Annotated in this window: 24 protein-coding genes and 1 tRNA gene; 13 read left to right on the top strand and 12 right to left on the bottom strand. The window is 72.0% G+C overall.

Annotated elements, in window-relative coordinates:
- Positions 1 to 4: 4 nt before the first annotated feature.
- From QP090_RS13125 to QP090_RS13105, 5 genes are all read left to right on the top strand, one after another.
- Positions 5 to 1,210: a TRAFAC clade GTPase domain-containing protein gene (locus QP090_RS13125; RefSeq protein ID WP_285939040.1), complete on the top strand. Its 1,206-nt coding sequence runs from the start codon at positions 5 to 7 to the stop codon at positions 1,208 to 1,210.
- Between the two features lies 1 nt (position 1,211).
- Complete coding sequence (locus QP090_RS13120; RefSeq protein WP_285939039.1) at positions 1,212 to 3,707, top strand: GTPase-associated protein 1-related protein; 2,496 nt, start codon at positions 1,212 to 1,214, stop codon at positions 3,705 to 3,707.
- Positions 3,708 to 3,781: 74 nt separating this feature from the next.
- Positions 3,782 to 5,413, top strand: a complete 1,632-nt coding sequence (locus QP090_RS13115) for a TRAFAC clade GTPase domain-containing protein (protein WP_285939038.1) — start codon at positions 3,782 to 3,784, stop codon at positions 5,411 to 5,413.
- Between the two features lie 22 nt (positions 5,414 to 5,435).
- Complete coding sequence (locus tag QP090_RS13110; protein ID WP_285939037.1) at positions 5,436 to 5,561, top strand: hypothetical protein; 126 nt, start codon at positions 5,436 to 5,438, stop codon at positions 5,559 to 5,561.
- Positions 5,561 to 6,778: a TerD family protein gene (locus tag QP090_RS13105; protein ID WP_285939036.1), complete on the top strand. Its 1,218-nt coding sequence runs from the start codon at positions 5,561 to 5,563 to the stop codon at positions 6,776 to 6,778. The genes QP090_RS13110 and QP090_RS13105 overlap by 1 nt, the downstream gene beginning before the upstream one ends.
- A 31-nt stretch (positions 6,779 to 6,809) precedes the next feature.
- Here the strand turns inward: QP090_RS13105 and QP090_RS13100 are convergent, their stop codons facing one another.
- Positions 6,810 to 7,223 (bottom strand): hypothetical protein, encoded by a 414-nt coding sequence (locus QP090_RS13100; RefSeq protein ID WP_285939035.1) that lies wholly within the window; start codon positions 7,221 to 7,223, stop codon positions 6,810 to 6,812.
- Between the two features lie 281 nt (positions 7,224 to 7,504).
- Positions 7,505 to 8,077 (bottom strand): TetR/AcrR family transcriptional regulator, encoded by a 573-nt coding sequence (locus QP090_RS13095; protein WP_285939034.1) that lies wholly within the window; start codon positions 8,075 to 8,077, stop codon positions 7,505 to 7,507.
- A 105-nt stretch (positions 8,078 to 8,182) separates the two neighbouring features.
- Between QP090_RS13095 and QP090_RS13090 the strand changes: the two genes are divergently transcribed.
- On the top strand, positions 8,183 to 9,097 hold the full coding sequence (locus QP090_RS13090) for an SDR family NAD(P)-dependent oxidoreductase (protein WP_285939033.1): 915 nt from the start codon (positions 8,183 to 8,185) through the stop codon (positions 9,095 to 9,097).
- Between the two features lie 190 nt (positions 9,098 to 9,287).
- On the opposite strand, the gene QP090_RS13085 is transcribed toward QP090_RS13090, so the two are convergent.
- Complete coding sequence (locus QP090_RS13085) at positions 9,288 to 10,472, bottom strand: helix-turn-helix domain-containing protein (protein WP_285939032.1); 1,185 nt, start codon at positions 10,470 to 10,472, stop codon at positions 9,288 to 9,290.
- Positions 10,473 to 10,717: 245 nt separating this feature from the next.
- Between QP090_RS13085 and QP090_RS13080 the strand changes: the two genes are divergently transcribed.
- Positions 10,718 to 10,909: a hypothetical protein gene (locus tag QP090_RS13080; RefSeq protein ID WP_285939031.1), complete on the top strand. Its 192-nt coding sequence runs from the start codon at positions 10,718 to 10,720 to the stop codon at positions 10,907 to 10,909.
- Positions 10,910 to 11,518: 609 nt separating this feature from the next.
- Positions 11,519 to 12,049 carry a pyridoxamine 5'-phosphate oxidase family protein gene (locus QP090_RS13075; RefSeq protein WP_285939030.1) on the top strand — a complete coding sequence of 177 codons (531 nt, stop codon included), beginning with the start codon at positions 11,519 to 11,521 and terminating at the stop codon, positions 12,047 to 12,049.
- A 257-nt stretch (positions 12,050 to 12,306) separates the two neighbouring features.
- Here the strand turns inward: QP090_RS13075 and QP090_RS13070 are convergent, their stop codons facing one another.
- From QP090_RS13070 to QP090_RS13055, 4 genes are all read right to left on the bottom strand, one after another.
- Complete coding sequence (locus tag QP090_RS13070) at positions 12,307 to 12,639, bottom strand: hypothetical protein (protein WP_285939029.1); 333 nt, start codon at positions 12,637 to 12,639, stop codon at positions 12,307 to 12,309.
- Positions 12,640 to 12,716: 77 nt separating this feature from the next.
- Positions 12,717 to 13,190: a hypothetical protein gene (locus QP090_RS13065; RefSeq protein WP_285939028.1), complete on the bottom strand. Its 474-nt coding sequence runs from the start codon at positions 13,188 to 13,190 to the stop codon at positions 12,717 to 12,719.
- Between the two features lie 22 nt (positions 13,191 to 13,212).
- Positions 13,213 to 13,288, bottom strand: a tRNA-Glu gene (locus QP090_RS13060).
- Between the two features lie 70 nt (positions 13,289 to 13,358).
- Positions 13,359 to 14,927, bottom strand: a complete 1,569-nt coding sequence (locus tag QP090_RS13055) for a metallophosphoesterase family protein (RefSeq protein ID WP_285939027.1) — start codon at positions 14,925 to 14,927, stop codon at positions 13,359 to 13,361.
- Positions 14,928 to 14,959: 32 nt separating this feature from the next.
- On the opposite strand from QP090_RS13055, the gene QP090_RS13050 reads away from it, so the two are divergent.
- On the top strand, positions 14,960 to 15,301 hold the full coding sequence (locus QP090_RS13050) for a metallopeptidase family protein (protein ID WP_285939026.1): 342 nt from the start codon (positions 14,960 to 14,962) through the stop codon (positions 15,299 to 15,301).
- Between the two features lie 193 nt (positions 15,302 to 15,494).
- Positions 15,495 to 17,084: an MFS transporter gene (locus QP090_RS13045; RefSeq protein WP_285939025.1), complete on the top strand. Its 1,590-nt coding sequence runs from the start codon at positions 15,495 to 15,497 to the stop codon at positions 17,082 to 17,084.
- A gap of 4 nt (positions 17,085 to 17,088) precedes the next feature.
- Here QP090_RS13045 and QP090_RS13040 read toward each other — a convergent pair whose 3' ends face one another.
- Complete coding sequence (locus QP090_RS13040; RefSeq protein ID WP_285939024.1) at positions 17,089 to 17,403, bottom strand: PspC domain-containing protein; 315 nt, start codon at positions 17,401 to 17,403, stop codon at positions 17,089 to 17,091.
- A 225-nt stretch (positions 17,404 to 17,628) separates the two neighbouring features.
- On the opposite strand from QP090_RS13040, the gene QP090_RS13035 reads away from it, so the two are divergent.
- The 3 genes from QP090_RS13035 (at position 17,629) to QP090_RS13025 (ending at position 20,430) form a co-directional block, all read left to right on the top strand.
- On the top strand, positions 17,629 to 18,648 hold the full coding sequence (locus QP090_RS13035) for an aspartate-semialdehyde dehydrogenase (protein ID WP_285939023.1): 1,020 nt from the start codon (positions 17,629 to 17,631) through the stop codon (positions 18,646 to 18,648).
- 80 nt (positions 18,649 to 18,728) lie between these two features.
- Positions 18,729 to 19,331 (top strand): hypothetical protein, encoded by a 603-nt coding sequence (locus QP090_RS13030; RefSeq protein ID WP_285939022.1) that lies wholly within the window; start codon positions 18,729 to 18,731, stop codon positions 19,329 to 19,331.
- A 76-nt stretch (positions 19,332 to 19,407) separates the two neighbouring features.
- Positions 19,408 to 20,430, top strand: coding sequence for a hypothetical protein (locus QP090_RS13025; RefSeq protein ID WP_285939021.1), 1,023 nt, complete (start codon positions 19,408 to 19,410; stop codon positions 20,428 to 20,430).
- A 13-nt stretch (positions 20,431 to 20,443) separates the two neighbouring features.
- Here QP090_RS13025 and QP090_RS13020 read toward each other — a convergent pair whose 3' ends face one another.
- The 4 genes from QP090_RS13020 to QP090_RS13005 all read right to left on the bottom strand — a co-directional run bounded on the left by QP090_RS13020 (position 20,444) and on the right by QP090_RS13005 (position 24,863).
- Entirely contained in the window at positions 20,444 to 20,659 is a 216-nt protein-coding gene (locus tag QP090_RS13020; protein WP_285939020.1) for a DUF2277 domain-containing protein, read from the bottom strand.
- A gap of 115 nt (positions 20,660 to 20,774) precedes the next feature.
- Positions 20,775 to 21,731 (bottom strand): M28 family metallopeptidase, encoded by a 957-nt coding sequence (locus QP090_RS13015; RefSeq protein ID WP_285939019.1) that lies wholly within the window; start codon positions 21,729 to 21,731, stop codon positions 20,775 to 20,777.
- A gap of 69 nt (positions 21,732 to 21,800) precedes the next feature.
- Positions 21,801 to 23,450: a M4 family metallopeptidase gene (locus tag QP090_RS13010; RefSeq protein ID WP_285939018.1), complete on the bottom strand. Its 1,650-nt coding sequence runs from the start codon at positions 23,448 to 23,450 to the stop codon at positions 21,801 to 21,803.
- 375 nt (positions 23,451 to 23,825) lie between these two features.
- Positions 23,826 to 24,863 carry an alpha/beta hydrolase gene (locus tag QP090_RS13005; protein ID WP_285939017.1) on the bottom strand — a complete coding sequence of 346 codons (1,038 nt, stop codon included), beginning with the start codon at positions 24,861 to 24,863 and terminating at the stop codon, positions 23,826 to 23,828.
- Positions 24,864 to 24,980: the final 117 nt, after the last annotated feature.

Raw genomic sequence — 24,980 nt, 5'->3', positions numbered from 1 at the left:
GCCGATGCCCCTCATGCCGTCCCTGCTGTGCCCGTACTGCTACCAGCCGTTCCCCCCACGCAAGACGCTCTTCCGCTGCGCCGGGCTGCTCGGGCCGGGCGGCGAGCGGTGCAAGCCCGAACGCGACCAGGCGCTGTCGCGGCGGTTCGGGATGAACGAGGCGCTGCCCCCGGTGTTCCCCGGTGGCCGGCTGACCGCCGTCAACGGCCGCCGGACGGGGGCCCGCTGCCCGAGCTGCCAGGGCGAGACGACGCAGCGGCTCTGCCCGAACTGCCACAGCCAGCTCCCGGTGCACTTCGGCCGGGTCGACAGCCGCCTGATCGCGCTGATCGGGGCCAAGGGCAGCGGCAAGACGGTGTACATGACCGTCCTGCTGCACGAGCTGATGCACTCGGTCGGACGGCGGTTCGACGCCGCGGTCATCGGCTCCGACGACCACACCCGCAGCGAGTTCTCCAAGCGGTACGAGGAGATGCTCTACCGGCAGAGCGTGCTGCCGGGGACGACCAGGCCGGGCCAGGCGGAGGTCCGGCGCCCGCTGGTCTTCAAGGTCACCCTCGACCGGAGCGGGCTGTTCGGCACCCGCGACCGGCACACCATCACCTCGTTCTTCGACACCGCGGGCGAGGACCTGATCTCCAAGGAGAGCGTCGACCTCAACGTCCGGTACCTGCGCGGCGCCGATGGGATCATCCTGCTGCTCGACCCGCTCCAGATGCGCGGCGCGCGGGCGGGCGCGGCGCCCGGCACCCGGCTGCCAGACCGGGACGACAAGACCGACAGCCCCGTCAACGTGCTGACCCGGGTGACCGAGGTGCTGTACGAGGCGACCGGGCGCGGCCCGAACCGGCGGATCGACGTGCCGGTCGCGGTCGCCTTCTCCAAGATCGACGCGCTCCGGCACGCGTTCCCGCCGGGCAGCCCGCTGCTGCGCGAGCCGCCGGACGCCGAGCCGGTCTTCGACCAGGCCGACAGCCTGGCGGTGCACGACCACGTGCGGGCGCTGCTGCACGAGTGGGACGGCGCGCAGATCGACCAGATCATGCGCAAGAACTTCTCGACCTTCCGCTACTTCGGGCTGTCGGCGCTCGGCGGCGACCCGACGGCCGACAACCGGGTGGATCCCCGGGGAGTGCATCCGTACCGGGTGGCCGATCCGTTCCTGTGGTTGCTGAGCCGGTTCAACGCCCTGCCCGCGACGAAGGGGTGACATGGATTTCCAGCAGCTCTACTACACCTCCTGCCGGACGGGCCTGTCCGGATTCGCCGGCTACCAGTTCAACGCGGTGACGCCGGGGGTCACGCCGGAGGTGATGAACGACGTCGAGGCGCTCAGCTCGTACGAGCCGCCCGGCACCCTCGGCCACTCGCCGACCCCCGCGCAGATCGCCGACTGCCCGGTGAACCTGTGCTTCGCGCCGGGGCCGGTGCCGATCGTGGCGAACGTCGCGTTCACCGGGACCGACTACTCGGGCCGGTTCGGCAACTACTTCGCGCACGCGCTCGTCGGCGCCGGCGGCGCGGGCTGGCAGGGGCCGCCGCCCATCGAGCTGTGGCGGGCCGGGCTGTGGACGCGCGAGACGGTGGCGGGCCCCGACCTGCCCCCGGTGCGCGGCGCGCTGGCGCCGGGTCCGCTGCGACGCGAGACGGTCGACGCCTTCCTGGACGGCGCGGCGGGACGCGCGCGGCTCCCCGCCCTGCTCGCCGCCGCCGAACGCGCCGTCCTCGACGAGGAGCGGTCGGTGGTGATCCTCGCCGCGGGCGCCGACGAGACCGCGCGCTGGATCGCCGCGCTGTCGTACCTGCTCCCGCCGCCGCTGGTCGCGCGGATGTCGTTCGCCACCTACCAGTTCCGGCCGTCCTACAGCCGGCACCACGTGATCGGCACCGTCCCGGGCGCCGAGATCGTCGCGGACGAGCGGGCCTTCGAGGGCTTCTTCCTGTTCGACTTCACCGCGGGCGCCGCCGGTGCCGCGTCCGAGGTCGACGCCGGGCCGATGGCGCACCTGCTCGCCGGGGCCGGGACGGTCGCGGCCGGGGCGCTGTGGCGGCGCGCGGCGCCGCTCGCGGCGGGCGGCGAGGTCCGGCTCGCCGACTGGCACGCGCCGGTCGTCGCGGCGGCGCTGCTGGACGGCGGCGTCGGCGTCGGCCCCGACGATCTCGACGTGGTCTGCGCCTGGCTGGCCGGGCAGACGCCCCGCCTCGGCCGCGATCTCGTGGGCCGGATCGGCGCCGCCGCGCTGGGCCACGAGGCCGCGTCCGCCGCGCACCTGACCGGGCTGGCCGACGCGGCGGCGGCCGGCGGGCTCGGCGAGCTGCTGGAGCTGGCGGAGGAACGCCTGGTCACCGCCCAACTCGCGGCCGAGAGCGGCCAGGCGGGCCGACCGGCGGACGGGCGCGCGGACGGGCGCGCGGACGGTCCGGCGGGCGGTCGCGCGGACGGACCGGCGGGCGGCGGGGTGGGGGAGGCCGCGGCGCTGCGGTCGCCGAAGGCGCGGGAGTTCGCCGCGCGCCGCTACACGCAGTTGCTGGCGGACGCCGACTCCGGCACGGTGGCGCGGCTGCTGCGGCTGGCGCAGGCGCACGACGTCCAGCCCGACGAGCGGGTGCTCCAGAACTGCGGCGCGCGGGTCATCGGGCCGCAGTTGCTGCGCGCCCCGTCCGACGCGGAGCTGCACGCGGTCGTGCGGCGGTGGCCCGCGCTGCGGTCGGGCACGCTCGCCCACCTCGACCAGGCGGCGGCGGCCGACCTCCGCCGGCTCGTCGCCGTGTTCGACGCCGGGTTCGGCGACGCCGTCCCCGCCGCCGAGCTGAAGGCGGTGCCCGCGCTGCGCGCCGCCGGCCTCGTGGCCGCCGCCCGCAGGGATCCGGCGCGGCGCGTGGACGCGGCCGTGACGGTGCTGGCCGGACGCGGCCCGGCCGGACGGCTCGACGGCGACCTGCTGACCGCGCTGTGGCCGGACGGCTGGTCGACGGGCGACGCGTCGGCGCTGCTGCCGCGCCTGCCCGACGGGGCGTCCCGCGATCCGGCGCTCGTCCCCTGGGTGGTGCCGCTGCTGCGCGCGCCGCTGGCGCCGGACGACCGTCCCAAGCTGGACGCCTACGGCGCGTTCTGCGACGTCCTCAACGCGCTGCCGCTCGCCGGGCTGATGCCGTCCGACCTTCAGAACCGGCTCAAGGCGATGGACCGGATCCGGCGGATCGAGCGGAACATCGTCACGGCGGGCGAGCCGCGGCACGACCCCGCCCGCCGCACGGCCGGTGAGGCGCTGCTGAACGCGTACGGCACGCCGGCCACGGCCGCGGCCAAGGACTACCTGCGCCTGCGCCTGGCGGTGCTGCTTCCGGCGCTGCCGCACGACGCGCTGGCCGCGCTGCTCGGCCGCGCCCCCGCAGAGATCCGCACGCTGCACCTGGACCGGCTCGGCGCACGCCTCGAAGGCGACAGGGCGGTCGCCGTGGTCGCCGCCGCCGCCGGGTTCGCCACCCTGTGCAGCGCGGCGGCCGGTGGGCAGCGGGCCGTCGCCGAGGGCATCGAGGGCGTGCTGCTGCACCACCTGCCGGACTGGCGCAAACGCGACCTCAACGGGGTGGAGCGGGAGGTGCGCCGCAGGGCGGGCGCGGTGGCCGAGGAGTTCAAGCACTGGCGGCACCGGCACTGCCGGCGCCGCCCGCGCTGGCTGCCCGGCCGGGCGCCGCACGACTGACGCGCGCCGTTCCCCGGGCGCATCGTCCGATCACGACCCCCCGCCCCGCAGCGGGCGCACCGGAAAGGCAGAGGATGTCGACGAGGTTCGGGACGCCGCCCGCTCCCGCCCGCAGCGGCGACGGGATGCCGATGGGCTGCGGCTGCGTCCTCGGCCTGATCGTCCTGTGGGTGGTGGCGGTGCTCGCGCTGCCCGCGATCATGCTGATCGGCGCGTTCTTCGTCGCCTACAGCCTGTACGCCTACCTGCGGCGGCTCGCCTCGGTCATGGGGGTCGGGCCCGGGGCCGACCCGAAGCCCGTCCCGCCGCCGCCGGGCCGGGCCGATGGGCGCGCCGAGCCCGCCTACACGCACTATCTGTTCGGGCCCGCGCTGATCGACCTGCGGCACGCGGCGCGGGTGGCGGTGCCGGCCCCGGCGAAGCTCTTCGTGACCTACGACGCGCAGATCCGGCGGGTGTTCGGGAACGGCGGCCTCCTGCTGTGGCCGTTCGGGATCGTGGTGTGGCTCGGCATGGCGGCGGGCGTCGGGACCGGCCTCGCCGCCATCGGCGTGCTGTGCGTCGTGCAGTTCGCGGTGGTGGCGGTGCTGGCGCTGGCGGTGATCTCGGCGGGGCAGGCACTGCGCGCCGTCGACTCGGGCGTCCGGCGGATCAAGGGCATCCGGACGAGCTGCCCCTCCTGCCACCAGCGGGTCCCGTACCCGTCCTACGAGTGTCCCGGCAAGACGTGCGGCAGGCGGCACCGCGACGTCCGGCCGGGACGGTACGGCGTGCTGCGGCGCCGCTGCGCGTGCGGGACGATGCTGCGGACCCTGCTGCTCACCGGCACCGGCGACGGCCGGATGACGGCGCACTGCCCGCACTGCGACGAGCCGATGTCGCGGGGCGCGGGCACGGTGCCGGAGATCGTGATCCCGGTGCTGGGCGCCGCCACCACCGGCAAGACCCGGCTGATGACCGCGCTGGTCATGGGCCTGGTGGACGGAGCCGGCCGGGACGCCGGCGGCGCGGACGGCGCGCGCGACCCCGTCGCCGAGTTCGCCGACGACCAGTCGGCCGAGGCGTACCGGGGGCTGGCCGACAAGCTGCGCGCGGGCGTGCACACCTGGAAGACGATCAAGGTGAAGGACGCGCCGCTGCGCGCTTACTCGCTGCACGTCCGGCCGTCCTCGGGGAGGCCCCGGCTGCTGCACGTCTTCGACGCGCCCGGCGAGTTCGTCGGACGCTCGGAGCTGCTGCGCGAGCTGCGGTACATCAAGACCGCCCGCACGTTCCTGCTCACCCTGGACCCGCTGTCGATCGACGCCGTCTGGGACTCGCTGGACCCCGGCGAGCGGGCCAGGTCCGGGCGGCTGCGCTCGGACGCCCCGCCCGACTTCGTGTTCGGCCAGCTTGTGGAGAACATCCAGGGGCTCGGCGCGCAGACGGGGCGGGCCCGGCTCGCGGTGGCGCTGACCAAGGACGACCTGGTGCGCGGCTCGGAGGCGCTCGCGGGCCTCGGCGGCGGCAGCGACGAGATCCGTGACTGGCTGGAGGGCCCGGCCGGGTTCGACGGGATGGTCCGCCTCATGCGCCGGTCGTTCGCCGAGGTCCGCTTCTTCCGGACGTCCGCCTGGCTGGACGGCGGCGAGGTCGACGCCGGCGTCCTCGACCTCGCCGGCTGGATCCTGGCCGGAGAGGGCCTCCGCGTCCGCCACCCGGCGTGACGCCCGAGCCGAAGGGAGCCTGATGGGACCCGATCCCTACCGTCGGTGGCGGCTGGTGATCTACGCGGTGGTGCTGGGCGTCGCCGTCGTGTGCTTTGCCGTGCTCGCCTATGCGATCCTGCCCGCGATCCTGTCCGCGGGCCTGTGATGCCGGGCGCGCGGACCGGGCCGCTGCGCAAGGCCCTGAACGTCCCGCTCGCGGAGGTCGCGATCGCCGCGTTCGAGCTGAGCCGCCCGGACGGCGCGGCCGTCTCCCTCATCGCGGTGTTCCAGGACGCCTCCGGCGGGTGCCTGGCCACGGTCGCCGACGACCACGGGGTCATGGTCGACCTGGCCGCGCCGCCCGCCGGGACCGACCGGATCGTCCTCGCCGCCGAGACGGCGTCCGGGCCGCTGTCCCGGTTTGGCGGGCTGCGCTGCACGCTCCGCGACGGAGCGTCGGCCGACCTGGCCGTCCTGTCCGGGGCCGCGGCGGGGGAGACCACGCCCGAGCCGGTGCACCTGCTTGGTGAGTGCTACCGGCGCGGGACGGGCTGGTGGTTCCGCGAGATCGGCCACGGCCTGCCCGACGCGGCCGCGATCGTCCGGACGCTGGGCGCCGGCGCGGCCGAGTACCACCGCATCCGCGAAGCCGCCGCCGCAGTCGCCGCCGCCACGGCCGCCTCCGCCGGGACCGGTGGCGCCGCGTCCGCCTCCGCGTCCGCCGACGGGACGCGTCCGGCCTCGTCCGGGACGGGGCGGGCGCTGCCCCCGGCGAACCTCGCCTCCGCCCGCATCGCGGGTGAGCGCCGCGCGCGGGGCCCGGTCAGCCTGGAGGTGGCGGTGGACCTGTCGGTGTCCATGCGCGCCCACGCCCGGCCGCGCAAGGCGGCGCTCCGCGCGCTGGCCGACTTCGCGCGCCGGGAGATGGCGGACGGCGACCTGCTCACCTCGGTGGCTTTCGCCGGACGGGCCGCCGTTATGGTGCCGCCCGCCGACGTGCGCGGGCTGCCCCAGGTCACCGACAAGGCGCTCGGCGACGTGGGGCAGGGGACGCTGCTCGCGCCCGCCCTCGAACTGCTCCTGGAGCTGCGCGCCCAGCGTCCGGCCGAGCCCGGCGCGTGCAGCCTGATGGTGATCACTGACGCGAGCCTGTTCGACGCCCCGTCCACCCTGTCCGCACTGCTCCGCCGGGCCGGTCACGGGGCCGTCCACCTGGTGGTGCCGAGGTCGACCCGCCGGCGCCTCCCGCTGAAGGGGCACGACTGGGCCGACCGCGCGACGGTGTGGCGCTTCAGGGACGCCGACCAACTCGGCCTGATCTACGGAGAGGTCTTCGCCGCCATGACCGGCCAGCGCCTGGAGATCCGCCGCCCGCACCCGTGACCGGCACCGGATCCGGGGGGAGAGGGCCGGGCTACGCCTGCCCCTGCGGGCTGTAGGTGTGCAGGCGGGTCGAGGTGCCCTTGTACTGCCACAGGTGGATCCGCACCGGCGTCCCCTCCACCAGGTTCTGCGAGCAGGTCTTCGTGCCGTCCGAGGAGTTGGAGTCGGTGCAGGTGAACGCGGTCATCCACTGGTTGAGCGCGGAGTTCCAGGTCTGGAGCTGCGCCCTGGATCCCCAGCCGTCGGCCAGCACGTCGTGGACCACGAGCTTGTCACCGTCGTGCCACCAGCGGGCCTCGGCCTCACCGTCCAGCGTCGAGGCGTAGGTGTCCACGCCCTGCACCGAGACGTCCGCGGACGCGGGTCCGGCGAGGGCGAGCACCGAGGCGGCGACGGCCGAGGCGGCGGCGAGGAAGGTGAAGGACCGGGCGGATGGTGTGCGCATGACTCTCCTCGGACTGGTGGGCGCCGGAGGGCACCCGCCAAGATCATAAACCGGTCGAGTGTCGAGTTCCGGCCTTTCTCGCCATAAACGGGCGTAAATCCCACCACGGCCTCCGCTTCGACGCGTACCCGGGGGGCTACGTCACCGGTCCGTGCGGTCGGTGCTGGGGGACGCCCCCGCCTCCGTGATCGCGGAGGCGGGGGCGTCTTCTCGGAGGAGAGGGCCGACGTGACGAGGGTTCGTCGGGGAGGTGTCGGGCGCCATGTCGCAGTGCCGTGACATCACAGGGGCCGGATGATACGGACGAGCAGGTCGACCATCCCGTCGATGCCAGTGCCCCACTTCTCCGGTGTCAGGTGCCCGCTGAGGTCGAGATCCACGATGCCGTGCGTGGCCGCCATCAGCAGGCCCGCCATCTGAGGCATACCGTCTCCTTCGACGATGCGACCGACGATGGCCAGGAAGACGTCCTGCGCGCGGGTCGCCGCCTGGACCGCCGCAGTCGCGTCGCCCACCGTCCGAGCGAACATCAGCCGGTACAGGTGCGGACGCGTTCGCGCCACCTGCACCAGTGCCCCCAGCGCTCCGCGCAGCGCCTCATCCGGACTCAGGGTCGCGTCGGCCGCGATCCCCCTCAGGCGGGTGGCGAGCGAATCCCACGCCGCCGCGGACACCGCCATCAGCAGATCTTCCTTGTCGACGAAATGACGGTAGGCCGCCGAGCGCGACACGCCGGCGCCGCTCCCAACGTCTCGCAGCGTCACCGCGTCGACCCCGCCGCCGTCCAGGAGCGCCGACGCGGCGTCCAGGAGTGCCTGCCGTGTCGCCGCCGCCGTCTCCGCACGCACATTCATGGCCCCACCCTACAGTTGACGGTGTCCACTGAAAAATGCCACAGTGTTGACGTCGTCAACTGAAACCTCCGGACGCCTGTCCCGGACGAGAGAACGGAACGAGCCATGCACACGCTGATCATGACCGGGGCAACGCGCGGAATCGGCCGGGTCGCAGCCACGGAGGTCCTGCGCAAAGACCAGGAGACGCACCTGGTGCTGCTCGGGCGAGGAGAATCCGGCCGGAACACCCTGGACGAACTGCGGGCCATCAGCGACAACGTCACCCTGGTGGACACCGACCTGGCGAGCATCGACGGCATCCGCTCCTCCGCCGAGACCGTGAACCGGATGCTCGACCAGGGGGACCTTCCGCCCCTCCGCGCCTTCGCCGGCAACGCCGGCGTACAGTTCGTCGACGCCCTGCACGCCACCCCGGACGGGTACGAGACCACCTTCGCGGTGAACGTGCTGGCCAACCATCTGCTGCTGCGCGCCTTCGAGCCGCGGTTCAGCGCCCCCGCGCGCATCGTGATCACCGTCAGCGACACGCACTTCGGCGACTTCAGGCACACCGGCGGACTCGTCCCGGCGCCGCGCTGGTCCGACCCGGAGACCCTCGCGCGGCCGGGCGCCTTCCCGAAGCCCGCGACCGTCACCGCCGGCCGCACCGCCTACTCGACCAGCAAGCTCGCCGCCATTCACCTCGTGCACGAGTGGGCCAGGCGGCTGCCCGACGGGGTCGACATCGTGTCTTACAACCCCGGCCTCGTGCCCGGCACCGGACTGGTCCGTTCCGCCGGCCCCATCGACCGCTTCCTCAGCCGGCGGGTCCTGCCGGCGCTGTCCATCACACCCATCGTCGACACGGTCCCCGCCGCCGGACGCAAGCTTGCCGATGCCATCCTCGGCCGAACCGCCGCACCCACCGGCTCCTACATCGACCGCTCCCGGGCCGTGCCCTCGTCCAAGGAGTCCTACGACCCCGACCGCGAGCACCGCCTCTGGGACTTCGCCGAGCACGCCCGCAAAGACGGCTGAGCACCAGGTGCGCCCATCACGGCCCCGGCCGAGGGCTACATCGACGACACCACCCGACCGCGTCGAAGAGGTCAGAGCCGGTTGTCACGTGCCGCCGCAGTGGTTCCAAGGAGGAGGTCAAGGAGGGATGGCCAGGTGATCGCACTGAGATGGCAGTCCGCCACCGCCCTTATCGAGGAGACGGGCATCATCAGCCACCCAGCGCTGCTGGGAATTGAATGATCGTGTCACTGTACAGGTGAGCTATCACCCGGATCTTCATGTACTGGTCGTCAGAGAACACCCAGTAGTCTCTGTACTCTTCTTCTCCATTTTTCACAGGTGGCAATGGTATCACCGCGTCAATCCCTTCACTGAAGGGGCTGACTCTGTTGAAGGTGCCGGGCCACCCCTTGAGAAAAGAGTGTCCTTCATCGTCGGACCATCCGTCGAACCCTGTCGGATGAATGTTGATCTGGCCATCGAGTCCATGTTTCACCCAGGTCCGGAGGTACCGGCTGCCTGTGAACACCCAGTATTGATTCTGCCCACCGGCCTCCGGCACCGGCATCGCGGTGTCAATGCGGTCGAGGTCTGAGAACGCCCCGAACGTCCTACCCCAATCACTGAGCGGCTTTGGCCCCTCCTGTAGCTCATCGCGGATCCCGTTCTCGGTGTCGGCGACGTGTATCCGAATATACTGATCTCCAGAGAAGACCCAATACTCGTGGCGATTGTCCGGAACGCCGAGCACCATGTCTATCTTGGTTCGAAATTCCGGAAGCCTCTTGAAAGTTCCGGCCCATTCGTGGAGGGGAGAATGGTCGGTCAGGCGCCTTTGCAGCAGGTCGCCCAAGGAGGAGAGGCTCACCCGCAGGTAGCGTTCACCGGAGAACAGCCAGTATTCCCGTGGGGTGTCGGTGCCGTCCGGGACCGGCATAACTGCGTCGATGTGGGTGAGATCTGCTCTGGCCTCGGTACGGGCTTGGCCCACGATGTGCTCGGCCTCGGCACGGGCCTGATCCACGATCTGCACGGCCTCGGCACGGGCGAGATCCAAGATCTGCTCGGCCTCGGCGCGGAAATCGTCGCGGTCGGGCGGAGCGACGTTCCTGGGGACGTTCGCGCGTTCCCAGGCGCGCACCCACGGTGTGATCTGGTCTTCGGGGACGCCGCACGTCCGCACGAAATCCTCCACGGTTTCACGGGAGGGCGGCCGGGCACCATTGACGGCCTCCGCGGCCCGGGTCTTGGTCAGCCTCCCAGCACTGGCCTGTTCCAGAGCGCGCAAGGAGAGCCCGGCTCGGAGCCTCAGCACTCCCAGTAGTTTTTTAAGCTGCGGCACTGTGGTGACCGCGGCCAGGTCTAGATCCCCTGTCTCCGGTGGTATCTGCACCCAAGCCCCCTGTCCCAGATCGTCCGACGGCATTTCCGAGCGTACGGCTGACTCCGGGACGGCCGCGGCCGGATGTCCGCAGACGATCGCGGCTCGTCCGTTTCCGGACAGATGCGATCGAAGATCGTCCCCTAATGTCCAGCCCCCTACCGGACACCCTGACTTGCGAGTTCTTCTTGTCTTGCGTCGAGAAGACCCGGCGCCGGCCACCCGGCCGCCTCAGGTCGGAGCGAGGAGGACGACTGATGGCACGACACGGCACCACCGGCGAGACCGCCCGGACGAGCGAGGCGGGCAACGGCGGCCGAGACCGGCGCGCGGCCAGGTACTGGCGGCTGCGCACCGCCTTCGAAGTGGCGAAGTTCGGGGCATGGGCAACCTTGTTCATCGCGTGGACAGTGATCAGGATCGCGCGTGAGGTCGGCGGCCATCTGTGACAGTGGGCAGGCGTGTCTCCCACCAGGGCTGAAGCGGCGATCGGTCCGCACGCCCGATGTCGGCACGGTCCGGCCTCGGGCGGCCGTGCCGACAGCCCGTGGGGCTAATACCAGGGTCTACCGGCGGCGCCTGGAAAGGTGAACAGCAGGTTGATGCGGTCCAAGTGCCCTAACGGACAGCGTGGGGTGAGTGACCGAGATCTGGGCCGTATGCGGCGCATGGGTGGTGTTCACCATGGTGATCGTGCTGATCGTCAAGCGTCAGTGAACCTATGCGCGTGCGAGGCACAGCGGTCCGAGGATCAGCACTGGACGAGTTCGGCGAAGGCACTCGCTTCGTTACCGGCATCCTGGCCCGCCTGGGCGCCAGGGCCGGACGGACACGAGGGCGGCCATGTGACCGGGCCACCGGAAGGCCCGGCCGGTGTCCAGGGTCAGGGCCGGGACAAGAACGGGCCGGACGAGGAAGGTGTCGAGTGGCGTCCGCAGATGGATGAAGAAGTATGACGCAAGGTGTCAGGTTTTGGAGTGAGCATGGTTTCACCGGACGGCGTCGATGGTGGGCGTGGACCGGGCACCACGGATAGATACGGATAGACAGGGACCTCCATGCGCGAAACTCCGGAAGATCTCAAAGAGCTTCAGGCCCTCCTTGAGGCATCCCTCTCCCGCTCCTCCTCGCACCTCCGCTCGATCATCAACACTGAGAGGACACTGACCGCGGAGCAACTCGCCCGGGTTCTCACCGGCATGTGCACCCTCGCCCTGTCCACCGTGACGGCCAAGGGCGAACCGCGGATCAGCGGTGTGGACGGGCACTTCCTCCACGGAAAGTGGTACTTCGGCACGGCGCGCGACGCTGTCAAGGCCCGCCACCTCGCCGCCCGGCCCGCCGTCAGCGCCGCGCACATGCGCGGTGAGGACCTGGGCGTGTTCACGCATGGCACGGTGGAGATCCTCAACCCCCAGGACGGCGAGCCGGCCGCGGACTGGCCGGACCTGCTCGCGTACTTCAAGGACTTCTACGGCGACGACTGCTTCGACTGGGACAACGATGTTGTCTTCTACCGGCTGCATCCGCATTGGATGACCGTCTACGCCGCCGACATCGCGAAGCTCACCGCGGCGTCCCAGCCCTGATCCGCAGCATGGCCGCATCGGGACCGGCCATGCGACGGGAGATCTGGTGAAGCGGCCGCTCAGCGCCATGTTCGTTCGGGCATGGGTGGGGGCCTGACCGCCCCTGCCCTGCTGCGTCGCGGAAGGTGGACGAAGGTTGACTGCATTCGCATGGGACGTCGCGAGTATGGGGCGCGAGACCATCGATGTGGTGGGGGCTCGTACCAACAATCTGCGGGACGTGTCCGTGAGCATCCCCAAGGGGCGGCTCGTCGCCTTCACCGGAGTGAGCGGCAGCGCTGGACGTCCTGGAGCAGGAAGTCGATCGGCCAGTCGAGGTGCCGGCGGAGTTCGTCGGGATCGCCGTTGCGCCAGTCCGGCCATGGTCCTTCCCATGCATAGCTAGTGCCCGGCTTCTCTTCCCGCGGTTCGTGGACTGGCAGTCCGGCGGCGAGGAATACGCGGTGGTCGTCGGCGAACTCAAATCCGTAGTCGTGCTCGATGCGAGTGAACTCTGCTTCGGTCAGGCCTGCCTCGATCACGCAGCAGTCAAGTTGGACCAGGCGCTGCGCGGCTTGTCGTCCGAGCTGAGCTCCTCCGTCGCTGATCACGTTCGAACCGTATCGCGGTTGATCTGGGCCAAAAGTAGGCGTTCGCTGGGCCCGGCTGCTGGTCGGAGGTGGCCTGACTACCTGAGTGAGCGCAGTTCGCCGAGTACCGGGGCGAGTTGTTCACGCAGCTCATTGTTCTCTGCGGAGAGGATGCGGACGCGTTCGTTGGCCGCTTGGAGTCTGCTTCGCAGCGAGGCGTCCGAGGCGCGCTGTCGGGCGGGCACCGAGGTAGGTGGTGGTGCCGGCTGAGGTGCGGAGCTTGTCGATCTCGGTGCGCAGGTCTGGCTGGCCGTATAGCCAGGATCGGGAGACGCCCGCTTGCCGGGCGACGGATTCGATGCTGATCGGCTGCCCTGTCGCGTCCGGATGCCGAAGCCCGAACGGCTTTCTCCCTGGTCAGCTGGCTGCGCCGTCGGGCTGCTGTGATCAGGTGCTGGGAGTTGCCAGCGCGCACTGGACGTCCCTGTGTCGCCGGTGGGGTCCTGACCGGTCTCCAGGCTGGTGATGATCCGGTCCAGGTTGTCCAGGACCTGCTCGTTCATCTCGACCACGCGGATCATGCAGTCGTGCGGGTGGTACCCCCTACCGGATTCGAACCGGCGCTACCGCCTTGAAAGGGCGGCGTCCTAGGCCGCTAGACGAAGGGGGCCCTGCCAGGACGGTCGCAGCCGCCACAGCATGCCCAGCATAGGGGACAACCTCGCCGGACGCATAAATGGTTACGGGCGTTCGGGTGAACGGGACGGTGAGGCGCTGGTGGTGGGCCATTGGGACTGGGGGAGGGAGGGGAACGGCGAGGACGGGGACGGGGGCACGGGGGCGGTGGGCGGGGTGATGGGGCGGTCGGGCGCGGGTTCGAGGTGGCGTTCGATCTGGGCGGAGGTGAGGCCGAGGCCGCCGAGGCGGAGATCGTCCCAGCCCTGGAGGCGGTGGGTGGAGCGGGAGAGGTAGAGGACGGAGAGCTCGATCGGGGTGGGCTGCTCGTGTTCGAGGCCGCGGAGGCCGGCGCCGCCGGTCGAGCCCTGGACGAACAGGCGGGTGCCGGTCGGGAGGAGGCGGGTGGAGCGCTGGTGGGCGTGGCCCGACAGGACGAGGGGGGTCGCGCCGGAGAAGGCGTCGCCTTCGCTCGGGTCGTGGGCGACGACGATGTCGGGGGTCGTGCCGGAGGCGCGGAGCTTGTGGGCGAGCTGGGCGCCGGCGGCGTGCAGTTGCCCGGTCCCGACGGAGTCGTCGCGGGTGCTCTTGTCGGGGGTGTAGCGGGGGTCGCCGACGCCGTAGACGGTCAGGCCCTCGACCTTGCGGGTGTCGTCGTCGAGGACGACGGCGTTCTTCTGCCGGGCGACGGCCTTCTGGGTGCCCTTGGAGTCGTGGTTGCCGCGGACGTAGACGTAGGGGACCTTCAGCTTCCCGATCTCGTCGGCGAACTTGTCCTCGGGCTTGCTGCCGTGGTCCATCAGGTCGCCGGCGTCGATGATCAGGTTGATCTGGAACTGGGCGCTGACCGAGCGGATCACGTTCCAGGCGGTGGGGTTGAGGTGGATGTCGGAGACGTTCAGGACGCGCAGGGTGGACGGGTCGGGCTCGTAGGTGGGGAGGGACGAGGTGGCGGCGTACAGCTTGGAGACGTTGCCGACGAGGCGGGCGAGCTGGGCGCGGTAGGCGGAGAAGCGCGCGACGAGGCCGCGGGCGTCGCCGACGACCTGGGGGGCGTTGGCGAGCAGGCCGGTGTAGCGGGGTTCGCCGACCGACTGCGGGTTGAACGTCAGCCAGGTGATCAGGGCGACCACGACGAGGCCGGCGAGGGCCGAGCCGGTGCCGAGCAGGGCGCGGCGCCAGGAGCGGAACGCGACCAGGGCGGCCAGGAAGGCCAGGAGCAGGCCGAGGCCGGCGGCGCGGAGCAGCATGATCGTGACGCCGTGCCGGAGCTGGTCGGTGATCTGGTCGGTCACCCGGGCGAGCTGGGCGTCGCTCTCGATCAGCTTGCCGGCCTCCCCGGGGCGCAGCTCGGTGACGCCGGCCTGGAGCGCCAGCGGGCCGTCGTGGGTGTCGAGGTGGAGGGCGCCGAGGGGCGGGATGTCGACCGTGGTGCCGCCCGTCCAGGACGGGCGCAGGGCCAGCGAGACGTCGGTCGGGCCGACGGCGGTCTCGACGTGGCCGCCGAGGAGCAGCCCGAGGTAGCCGCCGGCCAGCCCGGTGGCGGCCACCGCGAGGATCCGGCCCGCACGGCGGGTGCGCGGGCCGCCGGGCGGCCGAACCCTGGCGAGCGCGGCCTTCGCGATCCGGGGCAACGGTTCCTCCTTCGGTCGAGCAGAATGAACGTGTGATCGAGATATCGCGCGAGGCGTTCGAGGACCTGGTGGGCGAGGCCCTCGACACCGTCCCGCCCGCACTGGTCGCGCACATGCGCAACGTCGTCATCGTCGTTGAGGACGACGCTCCCGAACGCGGCCTGCTCGGTCTCTATCAGGGCGTACCCCTCACCGAGCGCGGTGACTGGTATGCGGGCGTACTGCCCGATCACATCTCGATCTACCGCAATGAGATCCTGCGGATCTGTGACACGCCCCACGAGGTGGTGGAGGAGGTGCGGATCACCGTGGTGCACGAGATCGCCCACCATTTCGGCATCGACGACGCCCGCCTGCACGAACTCGGATACTGAGCCCATCCGCGCATCCCGTCCCAGGGGTCATGCCACCCCTCAGGGGACGAACGGTTTCACCAAATGGGCACGGTAGGTCACATAACTGCCACGCAGCGTGAGTTAATAGGAGGGTGCGCCCCGGACCGGGCGCAGCCGAACTGGAGCGCGCGTGGCGGGAAGGCAGGGCGGCCGGCATCGTCGGCCGCCAGAGGTGCAGGCGACCTACCGCGAGGTCTTCGCGGTAGGTGAGTTCCGTGCGCTCTGGCTCGCCCAGGCCCTGTCGTTCATCGGCGACCAGCTCGCCCAGGTGGCGCTGGCCGTGCTGGTCTTCGAGCGCACCCACTCGGCCCTGCTGACCGCGCTCACCTACGCGCTGACCTACATCCCGCCGATCGTCGGCGGGCCGGTGCTGTCGGGGCTGGCCGACATGTTCCCGCGCCGTACCGTGATGGTGGTCTGCGACGTGCTGCGGGCCGGGCTGGTGGCGCTGATGGCGGTGATGGCCCTGCACACCATGCCGTTCTGGACGCTGTGCGCGCTGGTGTTCCTGACCGTGCTGCTCGGTGCGCCGTTCACCGCGGCGCGGGCGGCGGTGCTGCCCGACGTGCTGGACGGCGACCGCTACGTGGCGGGCTCGGCGATCAACAACATCACCCATCAGGGCACGCAGATGCTGGGGTTCCTGGCCGGTGGCGCGATCGTGGCGGTGGTCGGCACCTGCCAGGCGCTCGCGCTCGACTCGCTCACGTTCGGGGCGTCCGCGGCGATCCTGGTGGTGGGGCTGCGCGCCCGGCCGGCGCCCAAGCGGGGCCGACGCGACCCGGGGGGCCTGTGGCGGGCCACCCGGGACGGTGCCCGGCTGGTCTTCGGCGATCCGGCGCTGCGCTCGCTGATCTCGTTCGCCTGGCTGTGCGCGTTCTACATCATCCCGGAGGGGCTGGCGGCGCCGTACGCGGCGACCTTCGACGACAGCGCGGTGACCGTGGGACTGCTGATGTCGGCGATGCCGACGGGCATGGTGGTCGGCGCGTTCCTGTTCAGCCGCTGCGTCCGGCCGACCGACCGGCTGCGCGCCATGGGCTGGATGTCGATGCTCGCCTGCGTCCCGCTGATCGGCGCCGCGGCGCATCCGCCGCTGTGGGGCGTGATGGCGCTGTGGGCGCTGTCGGGGGTCGGCAGCGCCTACCAGCTCGCGGCCAACGCGGCGTTCGTCGCGGCGGTGCCGGCGGGGGGCCGCGCGCAGGCGTTCGGCCTCGCCCAGTCGGGCATCCTGGCCGGCCAGGGGCTGGGCATCCTGATCGGCGGCGCGATCGCGCAGGCCGTGGGACCCGAGACGGTGGTCGCGTCCGCCGGGGTGCTGGGCCTCATGGTGGCCGCGACGCTCACGCTGAGCTGGAACCATGTCCGCGGCGGCGTCATCGCCGACATGCGCGCACGCTCCCTGCTGACCGTGCCGCACGAGCGGCCTGAGCCGCCCGAGCCGCACGGACTGCCCGAGCCGCACGGGTTGCCCGAGCCGCTTGAGCCGGCTGAGCCGCACGGGTTGCCCGAGCCGCTTGAGCCGCACGGGCTGCTCGAGCCGCCTGAGCTGCACGGCCGGCCTGAGCCGGGCGTGCCGTCCGAGGCGGCCGTCGCGTCCGAGGTGGCCTTCGCGTCCGAGGCGGGGGTGATGGACGGGGTGGGTGAGGCGTCGGCGGGCGATGGGACGGCGGCCGGTGACGGCGCGATGCCCGGTGCTGACGCGCCGTCCGATGGCAGCACACCGCCCGGCGGGTTCAGGCGGTCCGCCCCCGCTCCCTGAGCGGTCAGGCGCGGGTGCGGTTCTTGTTGACGGCGTCCTTGGTCTTCTGGACGGTGTCCTGCACGAACGGTGACTCGCTGCCCTTCTGGAACAGGTCCTCGCCGATCGACTTCGATGCGCCGTCCTCGGGGATCAGCACCCAGGCGATGACGTAGGCCGCGATGCCGGCGCCGCCGAAGAGGGTGAAGACCGCCAGCGCCAGCCGGATGATGTTGGCGTCGATGCCCAGGTAGCGGGCGGCGCCGGAGCAGACTCCGGCGATCATGCGGCCGTCCTGGGTGCGGCGGAGCTGCTTGTTGGGGTTCTTCTCCATGTCCATGCCTTGATAATGCCCACTCCGGGGCCGTCGCGGCATCGGGAATCGCCCTGATTCGCCCCTGAGGCGGCCCCTGGACCCGGGGACGAGGCGGCGGCCGGGCCCCACCGCCGTCCGGCGACCGTGAAGCGATGCTTAGAGTCGGGGTGCAGGGTAATTTCCTGGACGGGCATGAATGACCTGGGCAGACTTGGCGTCCCAGGTCAAGGTAGCGAGCAAGGGAGCGGCATGAGAATCGGGATCGTCGGGGCCACCGGTCAGGTCGGGAGCGTGATGCTGCGGATCCTGGCTGAGCGCGGATTCCCGGTGGACGAGCTGAGACTGTTCTCCTCCGCGCGTTCGGCGGGGCGGAGGCTGCCGTGGGGCGGCGGCGAGGTGACCGTCGAGGACGCCGCCACCGCCGACTACTCCGGCCTGGACATCGTGCTGTTCTCCGCGGGCAAGACCAGCTCCCTGGCGCTGGCGCCGAAGGTCGCCGCGGCCGGCGCGGTCGTGATCGACAACTCGTCGGCCTGGCGGATGGACCCCGAGGTCCCGCTGGTGGTGGCCGAGGTCAACCCGCACGCGGCGGCGGTCCGGCCCAAGGGGATCATCGCCAACCCGAACTGCACCACCATGGCCGCGATGCCCGTGCTGCGCCCGCTGCACGCCGAGGCCGGGCTGGACGGCCTGGTCGTGTCCACCTACCAGGCGGTGTCGGGCAGCGGGCTGGCCGGGGTCGCCGAGCTGCACGAGCAGGCCCGCAAGGTGGTGGAGGGCGCCGACCGGCTCACCCACGACGGTTCGGCCGTCGAGTTCCCCGAGCCGCAGGTGTACGTGCGGCCGATCGCGTTCAACGTGCTGCCGATGGCCGGTTCGATCGTGGACGACGGCCTCGCCGAGACCGACGAGGAGCACAAGCTCCGCAACGAGAGCCGCAAGATCCTGGAGATCCCGGACCTCAAGGTGTCGGGCACCTGCGTGCGCGTCCCGGTCTTCACCGGCCACTCGCTCCAGATCAACGCCCGGTTCGAGCGGCCGATCTCGCCGGAGCGCGCGGCCGAGCTGCTGGCCGGCGCTCCCGGCGTGCTGCTCACCGACGTCCCGACCCCGCTGGAGGCAGCCGGGCAGGACCCCACGCTGGTCGGGCGGATCCGGCGCGACGAGACCGTCGAGCACGGCCTCGCGCTCTTCTGCTCGGGTGACAACCTCCGCAAGGGCGCCGCGCTCAACGCGGTGCAGATCGCCGAGGTCGTCGCCGCGAGCTGATCTCCGCGGCCGTCCGGTGGAGCGATCGCGTGCCGTCCCGTCATAGTGGACGGCACGCGATCGTCGTTGTGGAGGCCGGGATGAACCGTCGAATAGTGATCACTTTGGCCGCGGGCGCCGTGCTGCTCGCGGGATGCGGCGGCGGCGGCAGTGGCGGTGGCGGCGGCGGTGGCGGGAAGGCGGGCGCCTCGTCCGGGGAGGCGGGGACGGCGCCGCCCGCACCCATAGCCGTGGGCGAGCCGCCGCCGCACCCGTCGGCGCCCCCCACGGCGAAGCCGGAGCCGCTCGGGCCGTCCGGCTACGGCGCGCTCAAGCTGGGCATGACCCTCGCGCAGGCCAGGGCCACCGGGTTGATCACGGTCAAGTCGAAGCCGGGCGCCGGCTGCGGCACGTTCGACCTGAAGGCGCACCCGCATCCGGCGGACGAGGTCGGCGGCTACATCTCCGCCGAGCACGGCCTCGCGTCGATCTTCGCGGCCGGGGGGATCGCCACCCCGGAGGGCGTCAGGGTGGGGTCGTCCGCGGCGAAGGTCAAGAAGGCGTACCCGCAGCTCAAGCAGGGCCCCAACGCGTCCTACGCGCCGCTCCCCGGCAAGCCCGCGGCGTCGTACGGGTTCCTGATGGCCGGCGGGCGGGTGAAGAGCCTCACCCTCGATCTCCAGACGCAGGACTGCCACAACTGACGGCGCCGGCATGGGCGTTCTGTCGTCGCCCGCTCTTAGACTCCCGGAGATCATTTCCGGAGACGACGATGGGCGAATGATGGAACGGTGCCTCGACGACCCGCTGGACGCCGCCGCCTACGTGTTCGAACGGTGGCTGCCGGGATGGCGGCTGGAGTTCGTCACGGGCCAGGCGCCGCCCGCCCACGTCCGCGCATGGGAGTCCGCGCCCGCCCCGGCCGACGTGGCGGAGTACGGGGCGTTCCCGGCGACGTTCGGCGGGCCCGGCGGAGACCGCCACCCCGTGGGGGCCGAGTGGTTCGAGAGCGAGCCCGCGGACGAGTCCTTCGCAAGCTACCGGGCGGCGTCCGGTTCCCCGGACGAAGGGGCCGAGCAGGTGGTCGGCCTCGTGCTCGGCGCGCTGGAGGCCGGGACCGGCCCGCTCGGCCGGCGGGCCCGCACCATCGCGGGCTACACCGCCGGTGAGTTCGCCGGCGATGCCGACGACCTCCTGGTCATCGAGGTCGCGACCGAGCCGGGCGGCCCCGCCGTGGACGGCGAGCTGCACCTTCTCGCCCGCGGTGGACGGGGCCGGACCCTGCGGCTGGCGCTGGCCCCCGCCACGGCGCCGCCGGACGGCGATCCGCTCGCCCGGGCCGAGGCGGTCACGACGCTGCTCGGCGACACCCTCTGGGTGAACAACAACAACCCGCTCGGCTTCGCGGTGACCTTCGACGACCACGGCCTCGACCTGAGCGGCGCCGACCCCGCCGCCGCGTTCGAGGCGGGCTGGGCGGGCGCCGGCGACTGGGAGGTCCATGAGGACGGTCTCCGGCCGCTCGACGATCCGCGGACGACCCTGGTCGAGTCGGAGCGGGCGCTGGTCGAGATGGCGTGCGCGCAGGCTCTCGAACAGGACGCCCCGGAGGAGATCCCGGGCGACCAGCTCGTCGCCTGGCTCGTTCGCGAGCTCCTGCACGCGGCGGTCGAGGGCCTGGGCGCCGCGCCGCTGCTCGCCTACGGCGCCGGGCTCCCCCCGGACCTGGCGGGCGACGGGTCCTGCCTGCTCTTGGTCGGCCCGGACCGCACCGTCATGATCGACGTCGACGACAGCTGCTGACGCGCACCGCAGGTCAGGTGCGCGCGCCCCTGACCTGCAAGGACTCGAGGAGGTCGGCGGTGGACCGGGCGATCTCCTCGACGGCGCGGTCGAACGCCTCGGCGTTGTGGGCGGCGGGCGCGCGGAACCCGGAGATCTTGCGGACGTACTGGAGCGCTGCCGCCCGGACGTCCTCGTCGGTCACGTCGTCGGAGAACGGCGGGCGGAGCGTCTTGATGCTGCGGCACATACTTTCATTATGCTCGCCGCCGCCCTTGACCTGCACTCGAACAGAGGTCCGGACGGGGTGGGCGGGCCCCCGGCGCCGAGAGCGGGGCGCCGGGGGCCCGGGGCGGGGGGCGGGGCTATTGGGAGAGGGTCCAGACCGAGTGCGCGATGGCGTCGGCGTTGCGGTCGAGGGCGGTGTCGTCGATGTTGCCGGTGCCGTCGCAGGACGCGTGGTAGCAGGGGTCGAAGGCGGTGCCGGCGGTGCCGCCCCAGAGCTGGGCCTGGGCGCTGGTCTTGCGGCCTTCGGCGCCGGTGAAGGTGCCGCCGGCGGGGATGCCGGCGTCGATGAAGGGGCCGTAGTCGGAGCGTCCGTCGAAGTCGGTGCCCTGAGTGGGGACCTGGATCGAGGCGAAGTACCCCTCGATGACGTTCTCGATCTCGGCGGAGCCGTTCGGCCCGGGGCCGGAGCCGGAGTGGTCGGAGTCGTCGCCGTCGTAGACGAAGTAGCCCGCGTTCGGCGATCCGACCATGTCGTAGTTGAGGTAGCCCGCGATCTTGGAGCGGTCGGCGGCGGGCAGGGCGGCGACGTACCGGTCGGAGCCGATCAGGCCGAGCTCTTCGGCGCCCCACCAGGCGAAGCGCAGGTGCTTGACGGGCTCGTAGCGCGATCCGGCGACGGCCAGGGCGGTCTCCAGGACGGCGGCGGAGCCGGAGCCGTTGTCGTTGATGCCGGCGCCGGCCGAGACGCTGTCGAGGTGCGCGCCGGTCATCAGGACCTGCTCGGGGTTGCCGCCGGGCCAGTCGGCGATCAGGTTGTAGCCGGTGCCGCCGTAGCTGAACTGCTGGACGGTGGTCTGGAAGCCGGCCGCGTCCAGCTTGGCCTTGATGTAGTCGAGTGAGGCGCGGTAGCCGGGTCGGCCGTGGGCGCGGTTGCCGCCGTTGGCGGTGGCGATCGACTGGAGCTGGGCGAGGTGCGCCTTGACGTTGGCCAGCGGGATGTCGGGCGCGGCGACCGCCGGGGCCGCGCCGGAGGGGGAGGCGAGCAGCAGCGGGAGGGCGACCGCCGCTGCGAGGGCGAGCAGGCGTGATCTCATGCGTTCTCCTCTGGAGGGGCGGCCGTACGGGGAGGGCCGAGAGTCTCCCCGCACGGCCGCCGCCGGTGGTCAGCCCGTGCAGGAAGCGGGCTCACCGCTCGCGGCGGGGACGCTGACGGCGTTCCAGGCGTCCCGCGTGCGAGTGAAGTCGGTGCAGGTGGCCTTGCCGACCTGCACCAGGTTGAGGACGGCCTGCAAGGAGGTCTTGCGGGCGGTGATGTGCGTCCAGGTGGAGGTCTTCAGGTTGAGGGTCTCCATGAAGATCCGTCCGGCCTTCTGGACGCCGACCCCGGTGACGGCGGAGCCGTTGCAGGTCGGGCTGTTCGGCCGCCCGTGGGACGGGTCGCCGGCCGCGGAGCCCTCGGCGAGCAGGTAGAACCAGTGGTTCTGGACGCCGGCCGCCGCGTGCACCTCCATGTTGGGGACGCTGGAGCTGTAGCAGTTGGGGTTGCCGCTGATCGACGACGGGTTGGACATGCTGCGGATCGGCCCGCTGCCGACCAGGTCGACCTCTTCACCGACCTGGTAGTCCGGCGGGTCGTAGTTGAGGACGGCGTTGCTGCCGGAGATCTGCTCGGTGACCCGCGGCTCGTTCTGGTACCACTCGGTGAGGGCGCCGAAGACGTCGCCGGTCGACTCGTTCAGCCCGCCGGACTCGTTGCTCCAGCCGGAGCCGCCGGGGGTGTACTGGAAGACGCCGTGGCCGAGCTCGTGCGCCACGACGTCGGTGGTGGTGGCCTGCCGGCTTCCGGAGCTGTTGCGGCCGAAGTTGGCGTAGCTGCCGTTCCAGAACGCGTTGGCCTGGTTCAGCCCGACCCGCATGGGCCAGCCGCTGCCGCTGCCGTTGAGCCCGTTGCGTTCGAGCCAGGTCTTCACCATGTCGAACTCGGACTGCGCGGCCTTCATCGCGTCCACGCAGGCGGTCTCGAGGTTGGTGCCGTTGGCGTTGCCCCAGGCGTCGTCGGAGCCGCTGTAGACGGTGCCGCTCTGGTTGGCGCAGCTGATGCCGGAGCGGGTCGCGTCGCGGAGGCTGTAGGTGCCGCCGGACGCGGTGGTGGAGATGGAGGTGGGCTGGCTGCTGCCTCCGTGGTAGAAGCTCTGGTCGTCGTTGGCGTCGCGGACCTCGTCCCACTGCCCGGCGGCCTTGCCGGTGACGGCGTCCACGTAGACGTGCAGGCGGGACGGGCGGGCCGTGCGTCCGGTGCCGTTCGTGCCTTCGACGACCGTCTCGTACACCAGGCGTCCGGCGCCCTGGGTGAGGACGGCCAGCGTCGCCGCGCCGGTCCTGGTGGCCTTGGTGATCCGGGTACGGGAGATCGCGGCGGCCTTGGCGGCGGTGAGCTTCGGTGTGGTCGACACCGACAGCTCCTTGCTCTGGCCGACCGAGGTGCCGAGGACGGTCCCGGCGGCGTCGGTGGCGACGACGAAGTCGCCTCCGCGGACCGGCAGGCCCGCGTGGACGCGCTCGTACGCGACGTACTGGAGGCCGCCGGCGCCGGCGGTGACGCCGCGCCGGACGACCTTGTCCTTGGGCGAGGCGTGGATCGGAGCCTTGCCGGAGCTGACGAGCTGGTCGGCCGAGGCGGCGGCGGCCTTGGGGGAGGGGGGCGGCGGCGCGGACGCGCCTGAGGCGGTGGTCGCACCTGTGGCGGGGGAGGACATCGCCACGGCGAGTCCGGCGGCGATGGCCGCCGTCCCGAGCGCAGTCTGGCGTCTCACGGGGGGGTGCTCCTTCCAGGAGCCCGGCGGAGGGCGGGCCCGCGGAGGTCCTTGTGGGACGGTTCCGTGGGCCGTGGGGCCGCCTGGCGGGGGGAGGGACGGGGCCCGCGGGGGGAGGGCGCGGATGCGGTCTGAGCGGGGGGCGTGACCGCATCCGCGAGCGCTCGCGGCGGGGACGCGAGTCGCTTTGGGCCGGGAGTGAGGGAGCGGGGGTGCTGGACTCATCCGGGTGAGTTGTCGAGAAGTGCACCCTGATAGTCGCTTGGTGTCAATGAATTCCATTTGCTACTGGATTTTCAATATTTGTAGCTCAGTGAGTGAAATCTCTGAAATGTGGCGTCGAGCTGGGACGACGCGGCGCGCGCCCCGCCGCCCTCAGGGCGCGATCCGCCCGCACAGCCACGCCACGGCCTGCGGGTAGCGGTAGTCGATTCCGCCGTGCCCGGCGTCGAACAGCTCGAAATGGATCTTTTCCGGCGCCACCCCGGCGCCGAGCAGCGTCCGGTGGAACGCCTCAGCGCCGACGTCGAGGTTGAACTCGTCGCGCGTGCCGCCGTCGATCCAGATCGCCCGCTGCGACCGCATCGCCTCGGCGTACCGCGGCTCCGCGTCCACCATCCGCACCGGGTCCCAGGCCAGCCACCGCGCCCAGACGTCGCGGCGCAGGATCCCCGTCACCGGGTCGAACGGCAGCTCGGGCGTGCCGTCCTCGGCCGCCGAGTAGCAGGCCGCCATCGCGTACATCTCGAGGAGCACCATGTCGGCGGGCTTGGTGAACGCGGGCCGCGACCGGAAGTCGTCCCGCCAGCGGGCGATGTCGCCGCCGTACTCGCGCAGGTGCCGGACCGCCTGCGGGAACTCGGGCAGGTAGCAGTACTCGAAGAGCGCGTCGCCCGCGTGCGTGGCCAGCGCCCCGAACAGGTCCGGCCGCAGCATCGGGGTGATCATCGCGCCGTAGCCGCCGCTGGACTTGCCGCTGATCGCGCGGTGCTCGGGCGCGTCCAGGGTGCGGTAGCGGGCGTCCACCCACGGCACCACCTCGTCGCAGAGGTAGGAGTGGTAGCGGCCGGTCCCGGGGGAGTCGACGAACTGGCTGCCGCCGAGCGCGGTCCACGCGTCCACGAACACCAGGATCGCGGGCGGCGCCGCGCCGCCGGCGAACACCCGGTCGGCGGCCTGCGGGAACGTCGGCCGGAAGGCGTTCTGGTGCTTCCAGACGCCGACGTGCCCGGTGAAGCCGAGGATGACGTAGACGCTCGGGTAGCGGCGCTCGGGCTCGTCGTCGTACCCCGGCGGGACGTACACCAGCACCGGCCGCTCGTGCGGGTCGCCGAGCGGGTTGCCGCGCAGCAGCGCGCTGTCGATGACGTGCTCGTCGAGACGGCCGGCGAGCTCGGCGGACCAGGGCAGCATGCGGACTCCTCCGTCGGCGTTGACGATCATCCCGACCGTAACCCGCCACGCGGGAACGGCCCCGGGTCGGGTCCGCCGGGGGATCATCTTGGGGGAGCGCGGCCGGGTGTCACAGAA

The sequence above is a fragment of the Actinomadura xylanilytica genome, from assembly GCF_030283145.1.
In the GTDB taxonomy this organism is placed as follows: domain Bacteria; phylum Actinomycetota; class Actinomycetes; order Streptosporangiales; family Streptosporangiaceae; genus Spirillospora; species Spirillospora xylanilytica.
The sequence above is the reverse complement of the archived record's forward strand: the minus strand, read 5'-3'. Positions and strand labels throughout refer to the sequence as shown.